Origin of the sequence: Pseudomonas peradeniyensis (assembly GCF_014268935.2) — a bacterium.
Taxonomy (GTDB): Bacteria; Pseudomonadota; Gammaproteobacteria; order Pseudomonadales; family Pseudomonadaceae; genus Aquipseudomonas; species Aquipseudomonas peradeniyensis.
The window spans coordinates 1,538,013-1,558,977 of record NZ_JABWRJ020000001.1; the positions used below are offsets into that span (position 1 = coordinate 1,538,013).

17 protein-coding genes and 1 pseudogene are annotated in these 20,965 nt (G+C 64.9%); 3 read left to right on the forward strand and 15 right to left on the reverse strand.

Annotation, left to right across the window (positions count from 1 at the left end):
* Positions 1-29 precede the first annotated feature (29 nt).
* The 15 genes and pseudogenes from paaZ to paaF all read right to left on the reverse strand — a co-directional run bounded on the left by paaZ (position 30) and on the right by paaF (position 15,606).
* On the reverse strand, positions 30-2,078 hold the full coding sequence (paaZ, locus tag HU751_RS06680; protein ID WP_186732786.1) for a phenylacetic acid degradation bifunctional protein PaaZ: 2,049 nt from the start codon (positions 2,076-2,078) through the stop codon (positions 30-32).
* A gap of 25 nt (positions 2,079-2,103) precedes the next feature.
* Complete coding sequence (locus HU751_RS06685; protein ID WP_186732787.1) at positions 2,104-3,336, reverse strand: OprD family porin; 1,233 nt, start codon at positions 3,334-3,336, stop codon at positions 2,104-2,106.
* A gap of 35 nt (positions 3,337-3,371) precedes the next feature.
* Positions 3,372-4,940 (reverse strand): annotated as a pseudogene (locus HU751_RS06690) (cation acetate symporter); the annotation flags it as partial.
* The gene (locus HU751_RS06695) at positions 4,931-5,239 is read right to left on the reverse strand and encodes a DUF485 domain-containing protein (RefSeq protein ID WP_028688889.1); all 309 of its coding nucleotides are present in this window, start codon (positions 5,237-5,239) and stop codon (positions 4,931-4,933) included. The gene HU751_RS06695 and the pseudogene HU751_RS06690, both read right to left, overlap by 10 nt.
* A 224-nt stretch (positions 5,240-5,463) precedes the next feature.
* A complete protein-coding gene (gene paaE, locus HU751_RS06700; protein ID WP_186732789.1) occupies positions 5,464-6,540 on the reverse strand; it encodes a 1,2-phenylacetyl-CoA epoxidase subunit PaaE in 1,077 nt (358 codons plus the stop codon).
* 15 nt (positions 6,541-6,555) lie between these two features.
* Positions 6,556-7,080, reverse strand: coding sequence for a 1,2-phenylacetyl-CoA epoxidase subunit PaaD (paaD, locus tag HU751_RS06705; RefSeq protein WP_186732790.1), 525 nt, complete (start codon positions 7,078-7,080; stop codon positions 6,556-6,558).
* Positions 7,067-7,825 (reverse strand): 1,2-phenylacetyl-CoA epoxidase subunit PaaC, encoded by a 759-nt coding sequence (paaC, locus tag HU751_RS06710; protein WP_186732791.1) that lies wholly within the window; start codon positions 7,823-7,825, stop codon positions 7,067-7,069. The genes paaD and paaC overlap by 14 nt, the downstream gene beginning before the upstream one ends.
* A gap of 8 nt (positions 7,826-7,833) precedes the next feature.
* Entirely contained in the window at positions 7,834-8,115 is a 282-nt protein-coding gene (gene paaB / locus HU751_RS06715) for a 1,2-phenylacetyl-CoA epoxidase subunit PaaB (protein WP_011533969.1), read from the reverse strand.
* A gap of 28 nt (positions 8,116-8,143) precedes the next feature.
* Positions 8,144-9,133, reverse strand: a complete 990-nt coding sequence (gene paaA, locus HU751_RS06720; protein WP_186732792.1) for a 1,2-phenylacetyl-CoA epoxidase subunit PaaA — start codon at positions 9,131-9,133, stop codon at positions 8,144-8,146.
* A 284-nt stretch (positions 9,134-9,417) separates the two neighbouring features.
* Positions 9,418-10,737 carry a phenylacetate--CoA ligase PaaK gene (paaK, locus tag HU751_RS06725; RefSeq protein ID WP_186732793.1) on the reverse strand — a complete coding sequence of 440 codons (1,320 nt, stop codon included), beginning with the start codon at positions 10,735-10,737 and terminating at the stop codon, positions 9,418-9,420.
* 94 nt (positions 10,738-10,831) lie between these two features.
* Positions 10,832-12,052, reverse strand: coding sequence for a 3-oxoadipyl-CoA thiolase (gene pcaF / locus HU751_RS06730; protein ID WP_186732794.1), 1,221 nt, complete (start codon positions 12,050-12,052; stop codon positions 10,832-10,834).
* Positions 12,045-12,494: a hydroxyphenylacetyl-CoA thioesterase PaaI gene (gene paaI / locus HU751_RS06735; RefSeq protein WP_186713285.1), complete on the reverse strand. Its 450-nt coding sequence runs from the start codon at positions 12,492-12,494 to the stop codon at positions 12,045-12,047. The genes pcaF and paaI overlap by 8 nt, the downstream gene beginning before the upstream one ends.
* Positions 12,487-14,004 carry a 3-hydroxyacyl-CoA dehydrogenase PaaH gene (gene paaH / locus HU751_RS06740; protein WP_186732795.1) on the reverse strand — a complete coding sequence of 506 codons (1,518 nt, stop codon included), beginning with the start codon at positions 14,002-14,004 and terminating at the stop codon, positions 12,487-12,489. Before paaH ends, paaI begins: the two co-directional genes overlap by 8 nt.
* Before the next feature lie 2 nt (positions 14,005-14,006).
* A complete protein-coding gene (gene paaG / locus HU751_RS06745; RefSeq protein WP_186732796.1) occupies positions 14,007-14,801 on the reverse strand; it encodes a 2-(1,2-epoxy-1,2-dihydrophenyl)acetyl-CoA isomerase PaaG in 795 nt (264 codons plus the stop codon).
* A 31-nt stretch (positions 14,802-14,832) separates the two neighbouring features.
* Positions 14,833-15,606, reverse strand: a complete 774-nt coding sequence (gene paaF / locus HU751_RS06750; RefSeq protein WP_186732797.1) for a 2,3-dehydroadipyl-CoA hydratase PaaF — start codon at positions 15,604-15,606, stop codon at positions 14,833-14,835.
* Between the two features lie 339 nt (positions 15,607-15,945).
* Between paaF and paaY the strand changes: the two genes are divergently transcribed.
* The 3 genes from paaY to HU751_RS06765 all read left to right on the forward strand — a co-directional run bounded on the left by paaY (position 15,946) and on the right by HU751_RS06765 (position 20,820).
* Positions 15,946-16,545: a phenylacetic acid degradation protein PaaY gene (gene paaY / locus HU751_RS06755; RefSeq protein WP_186732798.1), complete on the forward strand. Its 600-nt coding sequence runs from the start codon at positions 15,946-15,948 to the stop codon at positions 16,543-16,545.
* A gap of 59 nt (positions 16,546-16,604) precedes the next feature.
* The gene (paaX, locus tag HU751_RS06760; RefSeq protein ID WP_186732799.1) at positions 16,605-17,528 is read left to right on the forward strand and encodes a phenylacetic acid degradation operon negative regulatory protein PaaX; all 924 of its coding nucleotides are present in this window, start codon (positions 16,605-16,607) and stop codon (positions 17,526-17,528) included.
* Positions 17,529-17,751: 223 nt separating this feature from the next.
* Positions 17,752-20,820: a hypothetical protein gene (locus HU751_RS06765; RefSeq protein WP_186732800.1), complete on the forward strand. Its 3,069-nt coding sequence runs from the start codon at positions 17,752-17,754 to the stop codon at positions 20,818-20,820.
* The last annotated feature ends 145 nt before the right edge of the window (positions 20,821-20,965 follow it).

A 20,965-nucleotide genomic window follows, 5' to 3' on the forward strand; every position in this document is an offset into this window, starting at 1 on the left:
TCGCCAGGCCCCTCGCCACCCAACCACGCTCACCGCTTAACCACCAACGTCAGGATGTCATAACTGGCCACCAGCTCACCCAGCTGGTTGGTCACCTCCACATCCCACGCCACCACCCCTTGTGCCTGCCCTTGCGGGCTGGTCTTGCCCTGGTCGATCTTGCGCTTGCAGGTCAACCGTGCCTGGATGGTGTCGCCGATCCCTACCGGGGTGATGAAGCGCAGCGTGTCCAGGCCATAGTTGGCTAGCACTGGCCCCTGGCCCGGAGAAACAAATAACCCGGCCGCTGCCGACAGCACGAAGTAGCCATGGGCGATGCGTTTGCCGAACTGAGACTGCTTCGCCGCGATCTCGTCGAAGTGCATGTAGAAGTGATCGCCCGACAGACAGCCGAAATTGACCAGGTCGGCTTCGGTCACTGTACGCCGGTGGGTGAGCAGCGACTCGCCGATGCGCAGGTCGTCGAAATGGCGGCGGAACGGGTGCACCTCGGTCTCGATCACCTCGGCGCCGCGCACGTATTCACCGGTCACCGCCATCAGCATGCTTGGCGAGCCTTGCACGGCGGCACGTTGCAGGTAGTGCTTGACCGCGCGCAGGCCGCCCAGCTCCTCGCCGCCGCCGGCACGGCCGGGGCCGCCATGCTTGAGCTGCGGCAATGGCGAGCCATGGCCGGTGGATTCCTTGGCCGCCTCGCTGTCGAGCACCAGCAGCCGCCCATGCCAGGCCGCCGCCACCGGGATGGCCTTGGCCGCCACGGCGCGGTCGGCGGTCACCAGCGATGCCACCAGGCTGCCCTTGCCGCGGGCGGCCAGGGCCAGGGCCTCGTCGAGGTCGTCGTAGGCCATCAGTGTGCTCACCGGACCAAACGCCTCGATGTCATGGGCACCGCCCTCGGCATGCGGGTCGCGGGCCAACAGCAGGGTCGGGGCGAAGAACGCGCCCTCGGCCACGCCGTCGCCGAGCGGGGTGAAACCGTCACTGGCCCCCAGCAACTGCTCGCAGCTGTCCAGCAACTGGCGCACGCGCTCGCCGACATCGCGCTGCTGGTCGTGGGAGGCCAGCGCACCCATGCGCACGCCCTCGACCGCAGGATCGCCCACCACCACCTTGCGCAGCCGCTCGCGCAGGCGGGTGGCCACCGCGTCGAGGTGTTTGGCCGGGACGATGGCGCGGCGGATCGCCGTGCATTTCTGCCCGGCCTTGGTGGTCATCTCCCGCGCCACTTCCTTGATGTACAGCTCGAACTCCTCGCTGTCGGGGCTGACGTCCGGGCCGAGGATGGCGCAGTTCAGCGAGTCGGCCTCGGCGGTGAAGGGCACCGAGTGGCGGATCAGGTTCGGGGTCACGCGCAGCTTGGCCGCCGTGTCGGCGGAGCCGGTGAAGGTCACCACGTCCTGACCCTGCAGACGGTCGAGCAGATCACCCGTGCTGCCGATCACCAGTTGCAGGCTGCCAGCCGGCAACAGGCCCGATTCGTTCATCAGGCGTACCACCGCTTCGGTGAGGTAGCTGGTGGCGGTGGCGGGCTTGACGATGCACGGCATGCCGGCGAGGAAGGTCGGGGCGAACTTCTCCAGCATGCCCCAGATCGGGAAGTTGAAGGCGTTGATATGCACGGCCACCCCGGTGCGCGGCACCAGGATATGGCTGCCGGCGAAATGGCCTTGCTTGCCCAACGAGATCGCCGGCCCTTCATGCACCAGGTTGCCCGACGGCAACTCGCGCCGGCCCATGCTGGAGTAGGCGAACAGCGTGGCGTTGCCGCCCTCGATGTCGATCCAGCTGTCGGCGCGGGTGGCGCCTGAGTGGTGGGACAGGGCGTAGAGCTGCTCCTTGCGCTCGGCCAGGTACAGCGCCAGGGCCTTGAGGCGGGCGGCGCGCTGCTGGAAATCCATGGCCAGCAGCTGCTTGAGGCCCTGGGCCCGGGCGAAATCCACGGCCTCGGCGAAGTCCGGGCGCTCTTCGTGGCTGTAGGCCAGGACGTGGCCGTCGAGGGCGCTGCGCAGGGCCTGGGCGCCGTGCTGGCCAATCCAGCGGCCGGCGATGAAGCTTTGCAGGGTAGGGGCGGCGGACATGCTGTTCTCCTTTGAAGGGGCGCGGTTACCAGAGCGCCACGGTGTAGCCGATGATCAGGCGGTTCTCGTCCACGGCGTTGGTCAGGCCGTTGCCGGAACGGAAGGTGACGTTGCGCCAGCGCAGGCTGACGTCCTTGAACGGGCCGCTCTGGATGACGTAGGTGATGTCGGTGTCGCGCTCGCGCTCGCGGCCATTACTGAGCGTGGCGGTTTCGGCGTGGCGGCCGTCGGTGTAGCGGGTCATGAAACTCAGCCCGGGGATGCCCATCGCGACGAAGTCGTAGTCGTAGCGCAGTTGCCAGGAGTCGAGCCCGGCGCGGGTGAAGGTGTTGTAGGTGACCAGGTTGACGGTGTACGGATCGCCGCCGTTGAGGAACGGGAAGGCGCTGTCGCCGGACATCTGCTGCCAGGTGGCGGTGAACTTGTGGGCCTTCACGCCCAGGGTGAACATGGCGTTGAAGTTGCGGTTGTCGATGCGCCCGGCACGCTCGGCGCCGTCGCCGCGGCTGTCGAAGTAGCGCAGGTCGCTGCGCAGGCTGACGCCTTCGGCCAGGGGCTGGGTGTGCAGCAAGCCCACATACTGCTGGCGGTAGATGTCCTCGAGCTTGGCGTAGTAGTAGCTGACGCTGGTCTGCGGGGTGATGGCGTAGCTGCCGCCGCCGAAGTCGAAGTGGTCGCTGCTGGCGGCGCCGTAGCCGATGTCGTCGCGCCCGGAAGAGTCGCGCAGGTTGGCCTTGGTCAGGCGGCCGCCGTTGAAGGTCAGGCCGTCCAGTTCCTGGCTGGTCAGCAGGCCGCCCTGGAAGGTCGAGGCGAGCAGGCGGGTGTCGTTGTACACCACCACCGGCAGGATCGGCTGCAAGGTGCCCAGGCGCAGGGTGCTCTTGGACACCCTCAGCTTGCCGGTCAGGCCCAGTTCGCTGTAGTCGTCCACCGGCTCCAGGCTGCGCGGTCCGTAGGGCAGCAGGCCGGTGTTGCGCCGGTCGCGGCTGGAGTCGAGCTTGATGCCCAATTGGCCCATGGCGTCCACCCCGACACCGACCGGGCCCTCGGTGAAACCCGATTCGAAGCGGGCGGTGAAACCCTGGCCCCATTCCTCGGCCTTGCTCTGCGGGGCGTTGCTCTGGCGGAAGTCGCGGTTGATGTAGTGGTTGCGCAGTTCCAGGCGTGCGTGGCTGTCAGCGATAAAGTCCGCCATGGCCGGCAAGGGCAGGGCGAGGGTGGCCAGCCAGGCGGCTGACTTGAGGTGCGTGCGGTTCATTGTTGTTGTACCCGACATTGTTATTGTTCTTGAGGTCAGTGCTTGCTGGCGCCGGCGGCGCCGATACCGGTCATCGAGCGGATGAACTGGGCCAGGTAACGCCCACGTTCTTCGCGTGCCCGCTCCGAGCCGTCGGTGACCGAGAAGGCCCAGGCGGCGAGGAAGGCCAGCGACATGGAGAACAGCGCCGGGTTGCTGTAGGGGAACAGCGCCCGCTCGTTATGCAGCACGTTGACCCATACCGCCGGGCCCAGCACCACCAGGACGATGGCCGAGACCAGCCCGGCCAGGCTGCCGCCCACCGCGCCGCGGGTGGTCAGGCCTTTCCAGAACATCGAGAGCAGCAGCACCGGGAAGTTGACCGAGGCGGCCACCGCCAGCACCAGGCCGGAGAGGAAGGCGATGTTCTGCGACTCGAACAGCAACCCCAGCAGCACCGCGAACAGGCCGATCCCCAGGGTGGCCAGGCGCGAGACGCGCATCTCTTCCTGTTCGCTGGCCTGGCCCTTGCGCACCACACAGGCGTACAGGTCGTGGGACACCGCCGATGCGCCGGACAGCGCCAGGCCCGCCACAACGGCGAGGATGGTGGCGAAGGCCACCGCCGAGATGAAGCCAAGGAACAGGTTGCCGCCCACGGCCTGGGCCAGGTGTACCGCGACCATGTTGCCGCCGCCGATGATCGCCCCGCTGGCGTCGCGGTAGGACGGCTCGGTGCCGACCATGACGATGGCGCCGAAGCCGATGACGATCAGCAGCAGGTAGAAGTAGCCGATGAAACCGGTGGCGTAGAACACGCTCTTGCGCGCTTCCTTGGCGTCGCTGACGGTGAAGAAGCGCATGAGGATATGCGGCAGGCCGGCCGTGCCGAACATCATACCCAGGCCCAGGGAGATGGCGTCCACCGGGTTGGACAGCAGCGCCCCCGGCGCCATGATCGCCTGGCCCTTGGCGTGCACGGCCACGGCGCTGGCGAACATCGCCTCGGTGCTGAAGCTGAAGTGCCTGAGCACCATGAAGGCCATGAAGGTGGTGCCCGACAGCAGCATCACCGCCTTGATGATCTGCACCCAGGTGGTGGCGAGCATGCCGCCGAAGGTGACGTACAGCACCATCAGCACGCCCACCAGCATCACCGCGTACAGGTAGCTGATGCCGAACAGCAGCTCGATCAGCTTGCCGGCGCCGACCATCTGCGCCACCAGGTACATCAGCGCCACGGCCAGGGTGCCGAAGGCCGAGGTCAGGCGCACCGGGGCCTGGGCCAGGCGGTAGGAAACCACGTCGGCAAAGGTGTACTTGCCCAGGTTGCGCAGGCGCTCGGCGATCAGGAACAGGATGATCGGCCAGCCGGCCAGCACGCCCAGGGCGTAGAGCAGGCCGTCGTAGCCGTTCATGAACATCATCGCCGAGATGCCCAGGAAGGAGGCGGCGCTGATCATGTCGCCGGCGATCGCCAGGCCGTTCTGCATGCCGGTCAGGCCGCCGCCGGCGGTGTAGAAGTCACTGGCCGAACGGGTGCGCAGGGCGGCCCAGCGGGTCACCAGCAGGGTGAAACCGACGAACACCAGGAACATCGAGATGGCGGTCCAGTTCATCGCGCGCACTCCTGCTTGACCACCTCGTTGAGCGGGTCGATGACGCGGTTGGCGCGGTGCATGTAGACGCCGGTGAGGGCGAAGGACAGCAGCACCATCAACACGCCCACCAGCATGCCGACGCTGGTCACGCCGCCGCTGAGGGACTGGCCGAGCACGCCGGGGGCGAAGGCCACCAGCAGGACGAAGCCGTAGTAGGCGACGAGCATGGTCAGGGTCAGCGAGCCGTTTAGGCGGCGCTTGCGCTGGATCAGTTGCACGAAGGCGGGGTGCTTGCTGATGGATTCGAGGTGTTCGGGTGTCATGGGAGCGTTCTCTCTGGCTGTTGTAATTGTTTTTTCAGGTCACGCGGGTGTTGCCGAAGGTTTGCAATTTCTCTGTGGGAGCGGCCTTGTGTCGCGAAAGGACCGCAACGCGGTCCCAGGAACCCAGCAGCTCGGCAGCGATTGCTGGGGCTGCTGCGCAGCCCTTTCCGACCGGTCCGACGCCTCGGCAAGGCCGCTCCCACAACGCGCCGGGCGCCTCGATCTCAAAGCTGATCGAAATCGAGCACCACCTTGTCGCTCAGCGGGTAGGTCTGGCACGACAGCACATACCCGGCCGCCACTTCGTAGTCCTCCAGGGCATGGTTGCTGTCCATCTCCACCTCGCCCTCGATCACCTTGCACTTGCAGGTCGAGCACACCCCGGCCTTGCACGACCAGGGCAGCTCGGCGCCGATGGCGTTGCCGGCCTCGAGCACGCTGCGGGTGTTGCGCGGCAGGTCGAAGGCCAGGGCGCGGCCGTCGCTGATCACGGTGACGTGGCTGACCGCCGAATCCACCTGCCGCGCCGCCTCGCGGGCTTCGCGACGGGCCTCGCCACCGGCGGCGGCGAACAGCTCGAAGTGGATGCGCTCCCTGGCCAGACCGTTGGCCTGCAGGCTGTCGCGCACGGTCTCGGTCATCGCCTGCGGGCCGCAGATGAACGCCGCATCGAGTGACTTCACGTCGAGCCAGCGGGCGAACAGCTGGCCGCACTTGTCGGCGTCGATGCGGCCGTTGTACAGGTCGACGTCCTGCTGCTCGCGGCTGAACACGAAGATCAGGTTGAGGCGGTCGAGGTACTGGTTCTTCAGGTCTTCCAGGCGATCGCGGAACAGCGCGCTGTTGCTGGCGCGGTTGCCGTACAGCAAGGTGAAGCGGCTGTGAGGCTCGCAGGCCAATGTCGTGGCGACCAGCGACAGGATGGGGGTGATGCCGCTGCCGGCGGCCACGCCCAGGTAGTGGCCCCGGCGCGTTGGGTCCAACGGCACGAAGAAGCTGCCCGACGGCGGCATCACCTCCAACTGCTGGCCGGCCTTGAGCACTTCGTTGGCGAAGGCCGAGAAACGACCGCCCGGCACGCGTTTGACCGCCACGCGTAATTCGCCGTCCTGCACCGCGCTGCAGATCGAGTAGGAGCGGCGCACCTCTTCGTCATCCAGTCGGGTGCGCATGACCAGGTACTGGCCCTGGGTGAAACGGAACTCTTCGCGCAAGTGCGCGGGCACGTCGAAGGCGATGGACACCGCGTCGCGGGTCTCCTGGCGCACTTGCCGGACGGTCAGGCTGTGAAACTGGCTCATGGCGTTCTCCACGGCTCAAAGGCATTTGAAATAGTCGAACGGTTCCAGGCACGCACGGCAGCGGTACAGGGCCTTGCAGGCGGTGGAACCGAACTGGCTGAGCAGTTCGGTATCGCTGCTTGCGCATTGCGGGCAGCACACCGTGGGCGAGGCCCCGCGCAGGCTGGCACTGCCGGCGGGTGGAGCGATGCCGTAGGCGCGCAGGCGCTCGCGGCCCTGGTCGCTGATCCAGTCGGTACTCCAGGCCGGGGTAAGCCTGCGCTCCAGCGCGGGTTCGGCGAACCCGGCCTGCTCCAGGGCCTGGCGGATATCGCCCTCGATTACCTCGGTGGCCGGACAGCCGGAGTAGGTCGGGGTGACCACCAGGTGCAGGTGGCCGGCGCGCCAGTCGAGGTCGCGGACTATCCCTAGGTCGATCACGCTGACCACCGGCACCTCCGGGTCCATCACCTCGGCCAGCACTGCCCAGGCCTGTGCCAGGTCGCCGTCGCGCAGGGCGCGGGCGCCGCGGTCACCCGCGATCAGCTCACCAGGTCGCATCGGGGTAGGCTCGCGGCAAGAACTGCATCTCGGCCAGCAGCAGGCCCAGGTGTTCGGTGTGCAGGCCCTTGCGCCCGTCCAGGTAGAAGTGGCTGGCGGCTTTGGGCAGCGGCAGCTCGACCGAGGCGAAGATCGCCTCCACCGCGGCGTGCCAGCGCTGGGCGACCTGCGTCGGGTCGGCGGCAATGCCGGCTTGAGCCAGCTGTACTTCGCTGTCGCTGGCCACCGTCAGCTCGACGGTGAAGCGCCACAGCACCGGAATGGCCTCGAGCATGCGCCGGCGGCTTTCCTCGGTGCCGCCGCCCAGGCGCTGCACCCATTCGCCGGAGCGGCGCAGGTGGTAGGTCACCTCCTTCAGGGCCTTGGCGGCGATGCCGGCGATACGCTCATCGCCCGAGGCACTCAAGCCATCGAGCATGGCATGGTGCCAGGCGTCGTAAAAGAACTGCTTGAGCATCGTCACGGCGTAGTCGCCGTTGGGTTGCTCGACCAGCAGCAGATTGCGGTAGGCGCGTTCGTCGCGACGGAAGGCCAGGGCGTCGGCGTCATGGCCGTCCCCCTGCAGTTCAGCGGCATAGTCCAGCCAGTTGCGGGCCTGGCCGACCAGGTCGAGGCCGACGTTCATCAGCGCCAGTTCTTCCTCCAGCGCCGGGGCCTTGCCGCACCACTCGCACAGGCGCTGGCCCTGGACCAGGGCGCTGTCGCCGAGCAGCAGCAGGTATTGAATCAGTGCTTGCTTGTGCATGGCGCGCCTCACATGTGTCCGACTTCGGCCGGCAGCTCGTAGAAGCTGGCGTGGCGATAGACCTTGTCATCGGCCGGGGCGAACAGCGGGTCCTTCTCGTCGGGGGAGGAGGCGGTGATCAGCGCCGAGGGCACCACCCACAGGCTCACCCCCTCGCTGCGGCGGGTGTACAGCTCGCGGGCATTCTCGATGGCCATGGCGGCGTCGGCGGCGTGCACGCTGCCGACGTGCTTGTGGTTCAGGCCGTGCTTGCTGCGCACGAAGACTTCGAACAGGGTCCAGACAGACATTGGGGGTATCTCCGCATCATTCGCCGCTTCAGGCGGCGTTCTTGTTCTGTTGCTTGCGGGCATAGGCCACGGCGGCCTCGCGCACCCAGGCACCGCTTTCGATGGCGTTGCGCCGGGTGGCCAGGCGTTCCTGGTTGCACGGGCCGTTGCCTTTGATCACTTCGTAGAACTCGTCCCACTGGATCTCGCCGAAGTCGTAGTGGCCGCGGGCCTCGTTCCACTTCAGGGCCGGATCCGGCGCGGTGCAGCCGAGCAGTTCGAGCTGGGGCACGGTCTGGTCGATGAAACGCTGGCGCAGTTCGTCGTTGGTCTGGCGCTTGATCTTCCAGGCCATGGACTGGGCGCTGTTGGGGGAATGCTCGTCGCTGGGGCCGAACATCATCAGCGCCGGCCACCACAGGCGGTCGATGGCGTCCTGGACCATGTCCTTCTGCGCCTGGGTGCCGTGGCGCATCATGGTCAGCAGCAGTTCGTAGCCCTGGCGCTGGTGGAAGCTCTCTTCCTTGCAGATGCGAATCATGGCGCGCGAATAGGGGCCGTAGGAGGTGCGCTGCAGCACCACCTGGTTGACGATCGCCGCGCCGTCCACCAGCCAGCCCACCGCGCCCATGTCGGCCCAGCTCAGGGTCGGGTAGTTGAAGATGCTCGAGTACTTGGCCTTGCCGCTGTGCAGCTTGGCGATCTCGTCGTCGCGATCGGCGCCGAGGGTTTCCATGGCGCTGTACAGGTACAGGCCGTGGCCGGCTTCGTCCTGGATCTTGGCCATCAGCTGCAGCTTGCGCTTGAGCGACGGGGCGCGGGTGACCCAGTTGCCTTCCGGGAGCATGCCGACGATTTCCGAGTGGGCGTGTTGGGAGATCTGGCGGATCAGGGTCTGGCGGTAGGCCTCGGGCATCCAGTTCTTGGCTTCGATCTTGATCTCGGCGTCGATCTTCTCCTGGAAGGCGCGCTCTTCGGGCGACATCTCCTCCAGGGACTTGAGGCGCTTGACGCCGGTTTCTACGAGCTGTGCGTACATGTTCGGGCTCCCGGTTGTGGGCTGCTTGGGGCGTGGCTCATTTATAAGCGATACAAAACACAACATCAAACAGTATTTGATGTATCGAATAAGATTTGTGTATCGCTTTTAGATTGCCGGGGCTGCTGCGCAGCCCTTTCGCGACGCAAGGCCGCTCCCACAGGTACCGCGCAAACTCTGTGGGAGCGGCCTTGCGTCGCGAAAGGGGCGCAAAGCGCCCCCGGTTTTCTCGAGGCCAAAAAAAGCCCCGGACCATGCCGGGGCTTCCTTCTAAGTGCTTGCTGTCAGCCAGCCAAGCGCTTGTCATACACATGACAAGCCTTGCCCTCCGAACGCTTCAGCGTGCCGCAAGGCTGCAACTGGATCTGCGTGCTGATACCGATATAGGTCTTGATCTGCCGCGCCAACTCGCCCACCACCTGCTTGCGCTGGCCCTCGTCGAGGTACTGGCTGTCGTTGCGCAGTTCCACATGCACCTCGACACTGTCGAGGTTGCCATTACGATACAGATGAATCTCATAAAGCTCTGAAAGTTGTTTTATCTTGAGCACCTGTTCCTCGATCTGCGTCGGGAACACATTGACCCCGCGGATGATCAGCATGTCGTCGCTGCGCCCGGTGATCTTGCCAATGCGCCGCATCGGCCGCGCCGTGCCGGGCAGCAGTCGGGTCAGGTCACGGGTGCGGTAGCGCACCATCGGCAACGCCTCCTTGCTCAGCGAGGTGAACACCAGCTCGCCGAGCTGGCCGTCCGGCAGCACAACGCCGCTGACCGGGTCGATGATCTCGGGGTAGAAGTGGTCCTCCCAGATGGTCGGGCCGTCCTTGGTCTCGAGGCATTCCATGGCCACGCCCGGGCCCATGATTTCCGACAGCCCGTAGATGTCCAGCGCATCGATGCCCAGGCGCTGCTCGATGGAGCGGCGCAGTTCGTCGGTCCAGGGTTCGGCGCCGAAGATGCCCAGGCGCAGCTTGAGGTCGTGCGGGTCGATGCCCTGGCGCTCGATCTCGTCGGCCAGGTTGAGCATGTACGAAGGCGTGACCATGATGATGTCAGGCTGGAAGTCGCGGATCAGCTGCACCTGCTTCTCGGTCTGGCCGCCGGACATGGGAATCACCGTGCAGCCCAGGCGCTCGGCGCCGTAGTGCGCGCCCAGGCCGCCGGTGAACAGGCCGTAGCCGTAGGACACGTGCACCTTGTCGCCGCGGCGCCCGCCGGCGGCGCGGATCGAGCGCGCCACCACGTTGGCCCAGGTGTCGATGTCGTTCTGGGTGTAGCCGACCACCGTCGGCTTGCCGGTGGTGCCGCTGGAGGCATGCAGGCGCACCACCTGGTCCTGGGGCACGGCGAACATGCCGTAGGGGTAGTTGTCGCGCAGGTCATTCTTGCCGGTGAAGGGGAACTTCGCCAGGTCGTCCAGCGACTTCAGGTCATCGGGGTGGGCGCCGCAGGCGTCGAAACGCTGGCGATACAACGGCACGTTGGCGTAGGCGTGGTTCAGGCTCCAGCGCAGGCGTTCCAGCTGGTGCTGGCGCAGCGCATCGAGGCTGGCGGTTTCCATCGGGTCAAGCAGGGCGCGGTCGGCATCGTGGTAGAGATTCATGGTTTCACTCGAGTTGTTCTTGTCGTGGGCCGAAGCCCTGAGTGTCATGGCAGGCAGCATACTGCCCGCGTCGCGTGGCGTCTCTGGCGGCTGATCAGAGGCGTTCGAGCACAAGGGCGATGCCCTGGCCGACGCCGATGCACATGGTGCACAGGGCATAGCGGCGGCCGGTCTGCTCCAGCTGGTGCAGGGCGGTGGTGACCAGCCGCGCGCCGCTCATGCCCAGCGGGTGGCCCAGGGCGATGGCGCCGCCGTTGGGGTTGACCCGGGGATCGTCGTCGGCCAGGCCCAGCTCGCGCAGCACGGCCAGGCCCTGGGCGGCGAAGGCTTCGTTGAGTTCGATCACGTCCATGTCGGCCAGGGACAGGCCGGTCAGTTCCAGCACCTTGCGGGTGGCCGGCACCGGGCCGATGCCCATCAGTCGCGGCTCGACGCCCGCCACGGCGAGGCCAAGGACCCGGCCGCGAGCCTTGAGGCCATGTCGCCGGGCTGCCGCGGGGCTGGCCAGGAGCAGGGCGCAGGCGCCGTCGTTGACGCCAGAGGCATTGCCGGCGGTGACGCTGCCGCCCTCGCGGAACGGTGTGCCCAGGCGCGCCAGTTGCTCAAGGGTGGTGTCGCCCCGTGGATGTTCGTCGTGCTCGACGCGCTTGGCCGGGCCTTTGCGCTGGGGGATATCCACCGCGACGATCTCCCGGGCCAGGCGGCCATTGGCCTGGGCGGCGGCGGCCTTGAGCTGGCTGCGCAGGGCGAAGGCGTCCTGGTCCTCGCGGGAGATGGCGAAGCGCTCGGCGACGTTCTCGGCGGTCTCGGGCATCGAGTCGATGCCATATTGCGCCTGCATCAGCGGATTGACGAAGCGCCAGCCGATGGTGGTGTCGAACAGCTGCGCGCTGCGACCGAACGCCTGTTCCGACTTGCCCATGACGAAGGGTGCTCGCGACATCGATTCGACGCCGCCAGCCAGCATCAGCCCGGCCTCGCCGCAGCGCAGGGCGCGGGCGGCGTTGCCGATGGCGTCCAGACCCGAGCCGCACAGGCGGTTGAGGGTGGTGCCGGGTACCTCGATCGGCAGCCCGGCCAGCAGGCCGGCCATGCGCGCGACGTTGCGGTTGTCTTCGCCGGCCTGGTTGGCGCAGCCGAGAATCACATCGTCCACGGCCGCCCAGTCCAGCTCCGGGTGGCGCGCCATCAGTGCCTTGATCGGCACCGCGGCGAGGTCGTCGGGGCGCACGCTCGCCAGGGCGCCGCCATAGCGGCCGATGGGCGTGCGCACGGCATCGATGATCAGCGCGTGGGGCAGGGTGGCATCAGTCATGGGAGGTCTCCGGCGACAGCACGGTGCCGCGCACTTTGTAGGATTTGCCGTGGAACAGGGCGATCAGCTCGCCCTGTTGGTTCTCGATGCGCACGTCGTAGTTGCCGGTGCGGCCCTTGCGGCTCTGTTCGCCGGCGGTGGCCAGCAACTGGTCGCCCAGGCGTGCCGGCGCCACATAGTCGATGCTGCAACCCAGGGCCACGGCGGCTTCATCGTAGCTGTTGCAGGCAAAGGCGAAGGCCGAGTCGGCCAGGGCGAACAGGTAGCCGCCGTGGCAGGTGCCGTGGCCCTGGAGCATGTCGGCGCGCACGCGCATGCTCAGCCGTGCGCTGCCGGGGCCGGCGTCGAGCAGTTCGATGCCCAGGCCCTGGCTGGCGGCGTCGCGGGCGAACATGGCCTGGGCGCAGGCGCGGGCCAGGGTGTGTGCGGATTGTTCAGCCATGCAGGCGGCCTCCTTCGACGTGGGTGCGGCGTAGCAGCAGGGACGGGCGGTAACGCTCCTCGCCGTAGCTGCGTTGCAGGTTGTCGAGTACGTTCAGGGTGAAGCCGACCCCCAGGTCGTCGGCCCAGGCCAGCGGGCCGCGTGGGTAATTGACCCCGGCGCGCATCGCCAGGTCGATGTCGCCGGGCGTGCCGACGCTTTGCAGCACCGCGTCGGCGGCCTCGTTGGCGAGCATCGCCACGGTGCGCAGCACCACCAGGCCGGGAAGGTCGGCCACCGGACAGACGCTCAGCCCGGCCCGGGCGAGCAAGGCGACGGCCTGGTCCCGGGCCTCGGCACTGCACTCGGCGCCGTGGCTGATGGCCAGGCGCGTGGCGTTGGCGTAGTCCAGGGCCAGGTCCAGCAGCACCAGGTTGCGCAAGCCGTCCTCGCGGGCGCGCTGGCTGGCCAGGCGGCCATCGGACAGCGCCAGGGTGGCGTCCCCCACCCGCAGCAGGCCGCCGCCAGCGCGTTCGGTGATGCCGATACCCTTGGCGCGCAGGCGCTCGACCAGGGGCTGCAGGACACCGAGGTCACCTTCCACCGTGCAGCGCTCGACAGGCGCCTGGCTGGTGAGTGCCGCAGGCTCTGGTCGCTCGGCACCGTCGGCGTAGCTGTAGAAGCCCTGGCCGGTCTTGCGCCCGAGGCGCCCGGCGTCGACCAGCTCTTTTTGCACCAGCGATGGCTGGAAGCGGAAATCGCCATAGAACGCCTCGAACACCGAGCAAGTCACCGCGTAGTTGACGTCGTGACCGATCAGGTCGGTCAACTCGAAGGCTCCCATGCGAAAACCCCCGGCGTCGCGCAGCAGGGCATCGAGGGTGGCGCAGTCGGCGGCGCCCTCCTGCAGCAGGCGCAGGCTTTCGGCGTAGAAGGGCCGAGCCACGCGGTTGACGATAAAGCCCGGCGTCGAACGGGTGTGCACCGGTTGCTTGCCCCAGTTACGGGCGGTGTCGTACAGGGTGGTCGCCAGTGTCGGCGCCGTGGCCAGTCCGGACACGACCTCCACCAGCGCCATCAGCGGTGCCGGGTTGAAGAAGTGCATGCCGATCACTCGTTGCGGGTGCCGGAGCCCGGCGGCAAGGCTGGTGATCGACAGTGACGAGGTGTTGCTGGCCAGGATGCAGTCGTCGGCGCAGCGGGCTTCAAGCTGGCGTAGCAGATCCTGCTTGATCGGCAGGCTTTCGACGATGGCCTCGATTACCAGGCGGGCATCGGCAAGGCCGTCGAGGCTGTCGAACGGTTGCAGGCGAGCGCGGATGGCGCTGTGGTTGTCAGGGGTGAGCCTGCCTTTCTCGACCAGTCGGCCGAGTTGCCGGTCGATACCCTCGATGGCCTGCGCGGCGGCGCCGGGGCGGTTGTCATACAGGCATACCGGGTGCCCGGCCTGGGCCGCCACCTGGGCGATGCCGGCCCCCATGGCACCGGCGCCGATCACCGCCACCAGGGCGTCGTTGTCGAGTGCGGCCATGGTCAGCGCCCCTTGAACACGGGTGTGCGTTTGTTCATGAAGGCACCGACGCCCTCGCGGTAGTCCTCGCTGCGCCCGGCCAGGCGTTGCAGGTCGCGCTCCAGTTCCAGTTGTTCGTCGAAGCGATTGTCGAAGCTCTGGTTGAGGGCGCGCTTGATCAGGGCCAGGCCATAGGTGGGCTGGTTCGCCAGGTGGCGGGCGAGCTTGAGCGCTTCGTCGCGCAGCGCGGCATCGTCCACCACCCGGTGGATCAGCCCCCATTGCTCGGCCTGCTCGGCGCTCAGGCGCTCGCCCAGCAGGGCCAGCGCCTTGGCCCGGGCCATGCCGACCAGGCGCGGCAGCAGCCAGGTGCCGCCGGAGTCCGGCACCAGGCCGATCTTGCAGAACGCCTGGATGAAGCTTGCCGAGCGCGCCGCCAGCACCAGGTCACAGGCCAGCGGCAGGTTGGCCCCGGCGCCGGCGGCCACGCCGTTGACCGCGCAGATCACCGGCAGCGGCAGGTCGCGCAGGCTGCGCACCAGCGGGTTGTAGAACTGTTCGATGGACTGACCAAGGTCAGGCAACTCGGCGCCGGGCGCGACGTTGCGGTCGGCCAGGTCCTGGCCTGCGCAGAAGCCACGGCCTTCGCCGGTCAGCAGCAGCACCCGGGCGGTTTCGCTCTGGCGCACCTGCTTCAGCGCCTCGCGCACTTCCAGGTGCATGGCGCTGTTGAAGCTGTTGAGCTGCTCGGGCCGGTTCAGCGAAAGCAGGGCGACGCCGTCGTCGCCGATGGAAAACAGGATGTGCTGGAAGGACATGACTGGCTCGCTCCGTCAGTCGGTGGAAGGCTTACAGCCCTTGGAATCGGGCCGGGCGTTTGGCCTGGAAGGCGCGAATACCCTCGTCGCGGTCGGCGGTGCCGGCCAGCAGGGTGAAGGCGTGGCGTTCGAAGCGCAGGCCGCAGGCCAGGTCCATGTCCTGGGCCTTGAGCAGCGCCTCCTTGGCCAGGCGCACCGCCAGCGGCGCCTTGGCGGCGATGGCGGCGGCCACCTGCAGGGCGCGCTCGACGGTGTGTTCGGGCTGGGTGACTTCGCCGACCAGGCCTGCCTGCAGGGCATGACGGGCATCGATGGCTTCGCCGCCGAGGACCATCTGCATGGCCAGCGGCTTGCCCACTGCGCGCAGCAGGCGCTGGGTGCCGCCAGCGCCGGGGATGATGCCGAGGTTGATTTCCGGTTGGCCGAAACGGGCGTCGCTGCCGGCGATGACGATGTCGGCGCACATCACCAGTTCGCAGCCGCCGCCGAGGGCGAAGCCGTTGACGGCGGCGATCAGTGGCTTGCCAAAGGCGGTGATGCGCTGCCAATGGGCCACGCGCGGGTCGTTGAGGATGCCGACCAGGTCGCGCTGGGCCATTTCGTTGATGTCGGCGCCGGCGGCGAAGGCCTTGCGGTTGCCGGTGATGACCACGGCGCGGATCTCTGGATCCTGGTCGGCGGCATCCAGTTCTGCGGCCAGCTCTTCCAGCAGCGCCGTGTTCAGGGCGTTGAGGGCTTGCGGTCGATGCAGGGTGATCAGGCGGACGCCGTCCGCCGGGGCCTGCACGATGAGGTTGCTTGGCATGGGGGTACCTCAGGCTGCACGTTTGGCGCCGGCTGGGGCCGGCTTTTTTGGAATTGTTCGTGGTGCTGGGACAAGTATATGTACAAAGCGATACGCAAAATCAACATAGAAATTGTAATTGCGTATCTGTATTTGAGGCGAGTGACGCTATCGCGGGGCAAGCCCGCTCCCACGCTGCCTCGCTGTTGTAGCCATTTGTGGGCGCTGGTTTGCCCAGCGATTAGGTCATCACTGGTCTGAAGCTTTGTGAAGAAAACGATACACAGCAAGGCATTGACTAAGTGATTTGATCTGATACAGGATTTACATGCCATCTGAATCATATCGAGCACACAGCCCATGCCCTGCTATCGCCTCGACGGCCTGACCCCGGTAATCCACCCCACCGCCTACGTACACCCCAGCGCCGTGCTGATCGGCGACGTGCTGGTCGGCCCCAACTGCTACATCGGCCCCCTGGCCTCGCTGCGCGGCGATTTCGGGCGAATCATCCTGGAAGAGGGCGCGAACCTGCAGGACACCTGCGTGATGCACGGTTTCCCCGGCGGCGACACGCTGGTCGAGCGCAACGGCCATATCGGCCATGGCGCGGTGCTGCACGGCTGTCGGATAGGCGAGGACGCCCTGGTCGGCATGAACGCGGTGGTCATGGACGGCGCGCATATCGCCCCGCGCTGCATCGTCGCCGCCACGGCCTTCGTCAAGGCGGGGTTCACCTGCCTAGAGCAGCGCCTGGTGGTTGGCGCGCCGGCCGAGGTCAAGCGCCCGCTCAGCGACCAGGAGCTGGCCTGGAAACAGCGCGGCACCGCCGAATACCACAGCCTGGCCCGGCGCTGCATGACCGCGCTGGTGGAGTGCCCGCCGCTGACCACGCCCGAAGCGGACCGCCCACGCATGGGCGACTCCGGCTTCAGGCCCAAGGCCGAGGGCGGCGCATGAGCCTTGCGCGGTCGCGGCAGGCAGGTATAGTCGAGGCTTTAGCCGCGCCTCGTTCCCCCATGAGCAGCCTTGCCCCCCTGAATCACCTGATCACCCGTTTCCAGGAGCAGACGCCGATCCGCGCCAGCTCCCTGATCATCACCCTCTATGGCGATGCCATCGAACCCCATGGCGGCACGGTCTGGCTGGGCAGCCTGATCAACCTGCTGGAGCCGATGGGCATCAACGAGCGGCTGATCCGTACCTCGATCTTCCGCCTGACCAAGGAAGGCTGGCTGACCGCCGAGAAGGTCGGCCGGCGCAGCTACTACAGCCTTACCGGCACCGGTCGGCGGCGTTTCGAGAAAGCCTTCAAGCGCGTCTACAGCGCCAGCCTGCCGGCCTGGAACGGCGCCTGGACCCTGGTGCTGCTGTCGCAGCTCGACGCCGGCAAGCGCAAGGCCGTGCGCGAAGAGCTGGAATGGCAGGGCTTCGGCGCCATGGGCGCGAACCTGCTGGGCTGCCCGCGCACCGACCGCGCCGACCTCGCCGCGACCCTGCGCGAGCAGGACGCCGAGGACGACTGCATCGTCTTCGAAACCCTCGCCCAGGAAGTGCTGGCCTCCAAGGCCCTGCGCGCCCAGGTGCGGGAAAGCTGGAACATCGAGGAGCTGGGCCAACACTACAGCGAATTCATCCGCCTGTTCCGCCCGCTGTGGCAGGCCATGAAGGACATTGAGGCGCCGAGCCCGCAGGACTGCTTCCTGGCGCGCACGCTGCTGATCCACGAATACCGCCGCCTGTTGTTGCGTGATCCGCAACTGCCGGACGAGTTGTTGCCGGGGGATTGGGAAGGGCGCGCGGCGCGCCAGCTGTGCCGCAACCTGTACCGGTTGGTGCAGGGTAGGGCGGAGGAGTACCTGGCCAGCGCGCTGGAGACGGCGGATGGGCCGTTGCCAGATGCCAACGAGAGTTACTATCGGCGGTTTGGTGGGCTGGGCTGAGTGGCAGGCGGGACCGTGTTGCGCAGTAACTTACCTGCGGAAGCTAAACGCAAAGGGGGCGCCGGCATAGCGGGCAAGCCCCTTCCCATCGTTTCATTCGGACGTAAACTGGCAATTTTGTCAGTGGCGGGCTGCGATCCAGCAGGTGATGCTCGAAGGTGCCAGGTAGTGCAGCCGTCGTTGGTTTGGCATTGCCAGAAATGCATCTCAGGGAGCCTTTGTCATGGAATACTCACGCAGCCTGATCGAGAAGTGCCTTGCTTTTTCGCCTGATGCTCGTCGGGTCGTAGTAAGACCTTTTAATAGCTTTAGTGTCGGCGATCATCTCGCCGAGATTACAGACAGTTTCATTAAACTTAACAGCTCACACAAGTTCAACTATGCAGATATCGAGCAAATTTCGCCGCTCGATGAAGTGGCGAAAGAAATCGGGCGGGCGGAGGCCGAGCTAAACTCGGAAGGTAACAAGACGTTGACCGCAGCCGAATGGCTTGGTCTATCGGTCACCGACGGCCCTGTGCTGATTCAGCTCAACACTTACACCGAGCCTGACGGGTATTTGTTTCTCGGCTATGTTCAGGTCGTAGCGCAGATCAACGCGGCCCCAGAACTGATTTTGGTATGCGACGAGAAAACCAGGACCACGGCCAAAGCCAGTGAACTGGCTTATGTGAAGCATGCTGCTGCCAAAGATAAGAAACGGATTCCAGGGCACTTGATTGAATCGGTCTATCGCATCAACCTCGCTGCTCAGTATGTTTTTTCAGAGAGCGCCACTGCCCCAGTGACTCCGGTCGAATCAGCGAAGCAACCTGTCGGTTTTGTTACGCAGAAGCTAGGTGTCGGTGAGTGCGAATGGACCAGTCCATGTTTTTTGCTTTCGGACCGTGACCTGACTGGCAGTGAAAGTGTTCGTGTATGGGCCGTCGACAAAGTGAATGGCCGAGTGCTGAAAACCGTCACACTTGCAGCATACTTGCAGTCACGCAGTCAGTTTGAGTGGCCGAAAGCACTGGTCAAAGCGGTACGCGATGACCGCTCGCTGATTGACGGGTCCACACTACTACAGGCGGGGTACGTAGATAACTTTCCAGGGTATTTTGATAAAGGCGAGTCTTTTTCCACACAAGCGTTCAATGATGGACAAAACCCCTACCGCTTGACCAGGCTTTGGGTATTTTCCAGCCGGGCACGCCTGTTTACCAATGCACCGTTCATTGGCAACGCTGTCATCGCAAACGACCTGTCCAGCATTGATCTTGCCAACACCGAACGGGTATGCGTCGAGGTTCGGGATAAAAACAGCAAGCACTTGCATGAGTCGCTCATTGTCTCCTTCTCCCCCTCAAGCAGTGCCCAGGCTCGTGCCGAGGCCCTGTGCATGGCGGTTGGTCGGCACAGCAAGATGCTATGGGCGGGCGCTATGGCTGAAGACGGCGTGACTATTGCTCCGAATAGCCAGCACAATGCGCTATGGGTTCCGTACCAGTCCGAGCTATCGGTCACCGTGGAGACGGTCCAGTGGGTATCCTACGGCGACCTGAAAATCACGCGTGCCTTGGCTGCCGAAGAGCTGCTTCACATTCATGTGCATGATGACGTGACAGGCGCCCCGCTGGCTGGGTCGCCATTGCTGTTCACGGCATGCGCCGCAGACCTTAGGCAGGACAGGTGGCCGGTGGCTTTGGCCCAAGCGCTTGGGAAATCACCGCTTGGCGATCATCTCCGTCTGGATATGGACGCTACAGCCACGGATTGTCCCTCAGTGGCGCACTGGAAGCGTGCGGGGATAGCGTTGCGTATCTGGATGAGTCAACCGCTTCAGGATGGCGACGCTTGGGTGCCTATGGTGGCTAACACCGAGAATCCGGCTGTTGCCTGCAACCTGAGTGAATGCTTCGAATCGAAAAAAGTCATCGTGAGTTCAAGGGAAACTGATTTCCATAGGCTCGATAACTTTAATTGTGACGACTGGAACTTATCTGTCGGTGATACGGAAAGTTTCGGTAAGAAAGATTATGGATCGATCATGGATGCGGAGTCAAGGGAGCTATATGGTCGGTACGAAATTGAACTACAGGATAAAAATACTGCACATGCCTGCTATCGTTGGATTGTTGTAGTGCCGCCCCTGAAGATTGATGCTTCTACGCAAGAAGAGTGGTCGTTAGAAGAGTTAGACAAGGCGAAAAAAGAAGCAAAGGAAGTTCAGGCGTCTAATCTGAAAAGCGCCTTGCTTGCTGCGATGGAGGCTGATGGTGTTCGCTGGTTTGCGATTGGTTCTGCCCAGTCATGTGAGAAAGCTGACGGGGGCGAGACAGGTCACGAAGCTATCTGGCTACCGAGCTCAATGGGCATGAGAGCGGTGTTCAAAGGCCTGGATACTGCAGAAGTGGCCAACAACAGGCCGGCAATTGGGCAAGCCGCAGTACGTGCACGAGTGCTCATTACAAGTACGGCGTGCATAGCGAATGCTCTGTATGGGATGAAGCCATTCACTCCGGCGGCGTTCCAGAAATGCCTCGCTGAAGCCCTTGCTCTCAAGAAACCGGGTCAGGATGTGGCCTTGGATTTGGCAGAGGTGGTAGCTGAGCAAAACCTTGCGGTTCGAGCCGAAATACTGGGCAATGCAAATAAAGCACTGCTTGAACAGCTACTGACTTTTTTAATGGGGGAGAACGTTAGCGTTAACCGTACCCCTGCGGCTAACAAGCACGATGAGTATAGTTGTCATTCGCAGCTTCGTTCGGAAAGAAAGGTTGGTATAGAACCGGTGATGGCTCGTGTCGATGAAATTCTGTCCTCAGAGCCGCTTGTGGCGTGCGTAAGCGAAAAGGATTTTAAAATTAATAGGTATAGAATGACAGAAAGTAGAGATGCTAGTTTTGGGGGGATTGAGCGTGTTCGTGTTTTTTGGCCTGTTATTGAGTTTTCCCCGCAAGCTAAGCAGCAGGTGACTGATAGCTGGAAAGCTGTGCCGCTTTGGTTGGATCACACAGCCTGGGATAGTAACTCGCTGTCTCTCTCAGAGCTAAAATCCCAACTCCCGGACGCCCCCGAGAAACACTCTGCGCGTGAAATCGATATACCGCTTAGCACGAAAGAGGTTCTTCGCCTCAGAGTTGATGTTACCCGAGGCGAAGAAGAAGGCGCAGAGTTCAAGTCTGTTCGGCTCAGGGACTGCATTGTTGAGATGAATCTGGTTGGTACTCATTACCTCAACGGTGCTTACACTACCCCAGAGGGACCCTGGTGTTATCCATTCGTGACGGATCTGCATAAGTTTTCCTGAGCGCTTAAGCTCGCGATATTTTCAGGCTCTGAGAACGAGTCGGGACGTGGCGTTCAGGTAGGTAATGAAAACCGGTCAGTGGAAGGCAAAGAGTTCTGCTATACGCCTGGCCGGATTTCATCTTCACCTAAAGGCCACGCGTCGA

Bases quoted from the DNA above. Each gene is read 5' to 3' on its own strand.
- paaZ (WP_186732786.1), bottom strand. From the start codon at position 2,078: ATGTCCGCCGCCCCTACCCTGCAAAGCTTCATCGCCGGCCGCTGGATT.
- paaI (WP_186713285.1), bottom strand. From the start codon at position 12,494: ATGGCTGAACAATCCGCACACACCCTGGCCCGCGCCTGCGCCCAGGCC.
- paaY (WP_186732798.1), top strand. From the start codon at position 15,946: ATGCCCTGCTATCGCCTCGACGGCCTGACCCCGGTAATCCACCCCACC.
- paaF (WP_186732797.1), bottom strand. From the start codon at position 15,606: ATGCCAAGCAACCTCATCGTGCAGGCCCCGGCGGACGGCGTCCGCCTG.
- pcaF (WP_186732794.1), bottom strand. From the start codon at position 12,052: ATGACTGATGCCACCCTGCCCCACGCGCTGATCATCGATGCCGTGCGC.
- paaK (WP_186732793.1), bottom strand. From the start codon at position 10,737: ATGAATCTCTACCACGATGCCGACCGCGCCCTGCTTGACCCGATGGAA.
- HU751_RS06685 (WP_186732787.1), bottom strand. From the start codon at position 3,336: ATGAACCGCACGCACCTCAAGTCAGCCGCCTGGCTGGCCACCCTCGCC.
- paaD (WP_186732790.1), bottom strand. From the start codon at position 7,080: ATGCGACCTGGTGAGCTGATCGCGGGTGACCGCGGCGCCCGCGCCCTG.
- paaE (WP_186732789.1), bottom strand. From the start codon at position 6,540: ATGAGCCAGTTTCACAGCCTGACCGTCCGGCAAGTGCGCCAGGAGACC.
- HU751_RS06695 (WP_028688889.1), bottom strand. From the start codon at position 5,239: ATGACACCCGAACACCTCGAATCCATCAGCAAGCACCCCGCCTTCGTG.
- HU751_RS06765 (WP_186732800.1), top strand. From the start codon at position 17,752: ATGGAATACTCACGCAGCCTGATCGAGAAGTGCCTTGCTTTTTCGCCT.
- paaB (WP_011533969.1), bottom strand. From the start codon at position 8,115: ATGTCTGTCTGGACCCTGTTCGAAGTCTTCGTGCGCAGCAAGCACGGC.
- paaC (WP_186732791.1), bottom strand. From the start codon at position 7,825: ATGCACAAGCAAGCACTGATTCAATACCTGCTGCTGCTCGGCGACAGC.
- paaG (WP_186732796.1), bottom strand. From the start codon at position 14,801: ATGTCCTTCCAGCACATCCTGTTTTCCATCGGCGACGACGGCGTCGCC.
- paaH (WP_186732795.1), bottom strand. From the start codon at position 14,004: ATGGCCGCACTCGACAACGACGCCCTGGTGGCGGTGATCGGCGCCGGT.
- paaX (WP_186732799.1), top strand. From the start codon at position 16,605: ATGAGCAGCCTTGCCCCCCTGAATCACCTGATCACCCGTTTCCAGGAG.
- paaA (WP_186732792.1), bottom strand. From the start codon at position 9,133: ATGTACGCACAGCTCGTAGAAACCGGCGTCAAGCGCCTCAAGTCCCTG.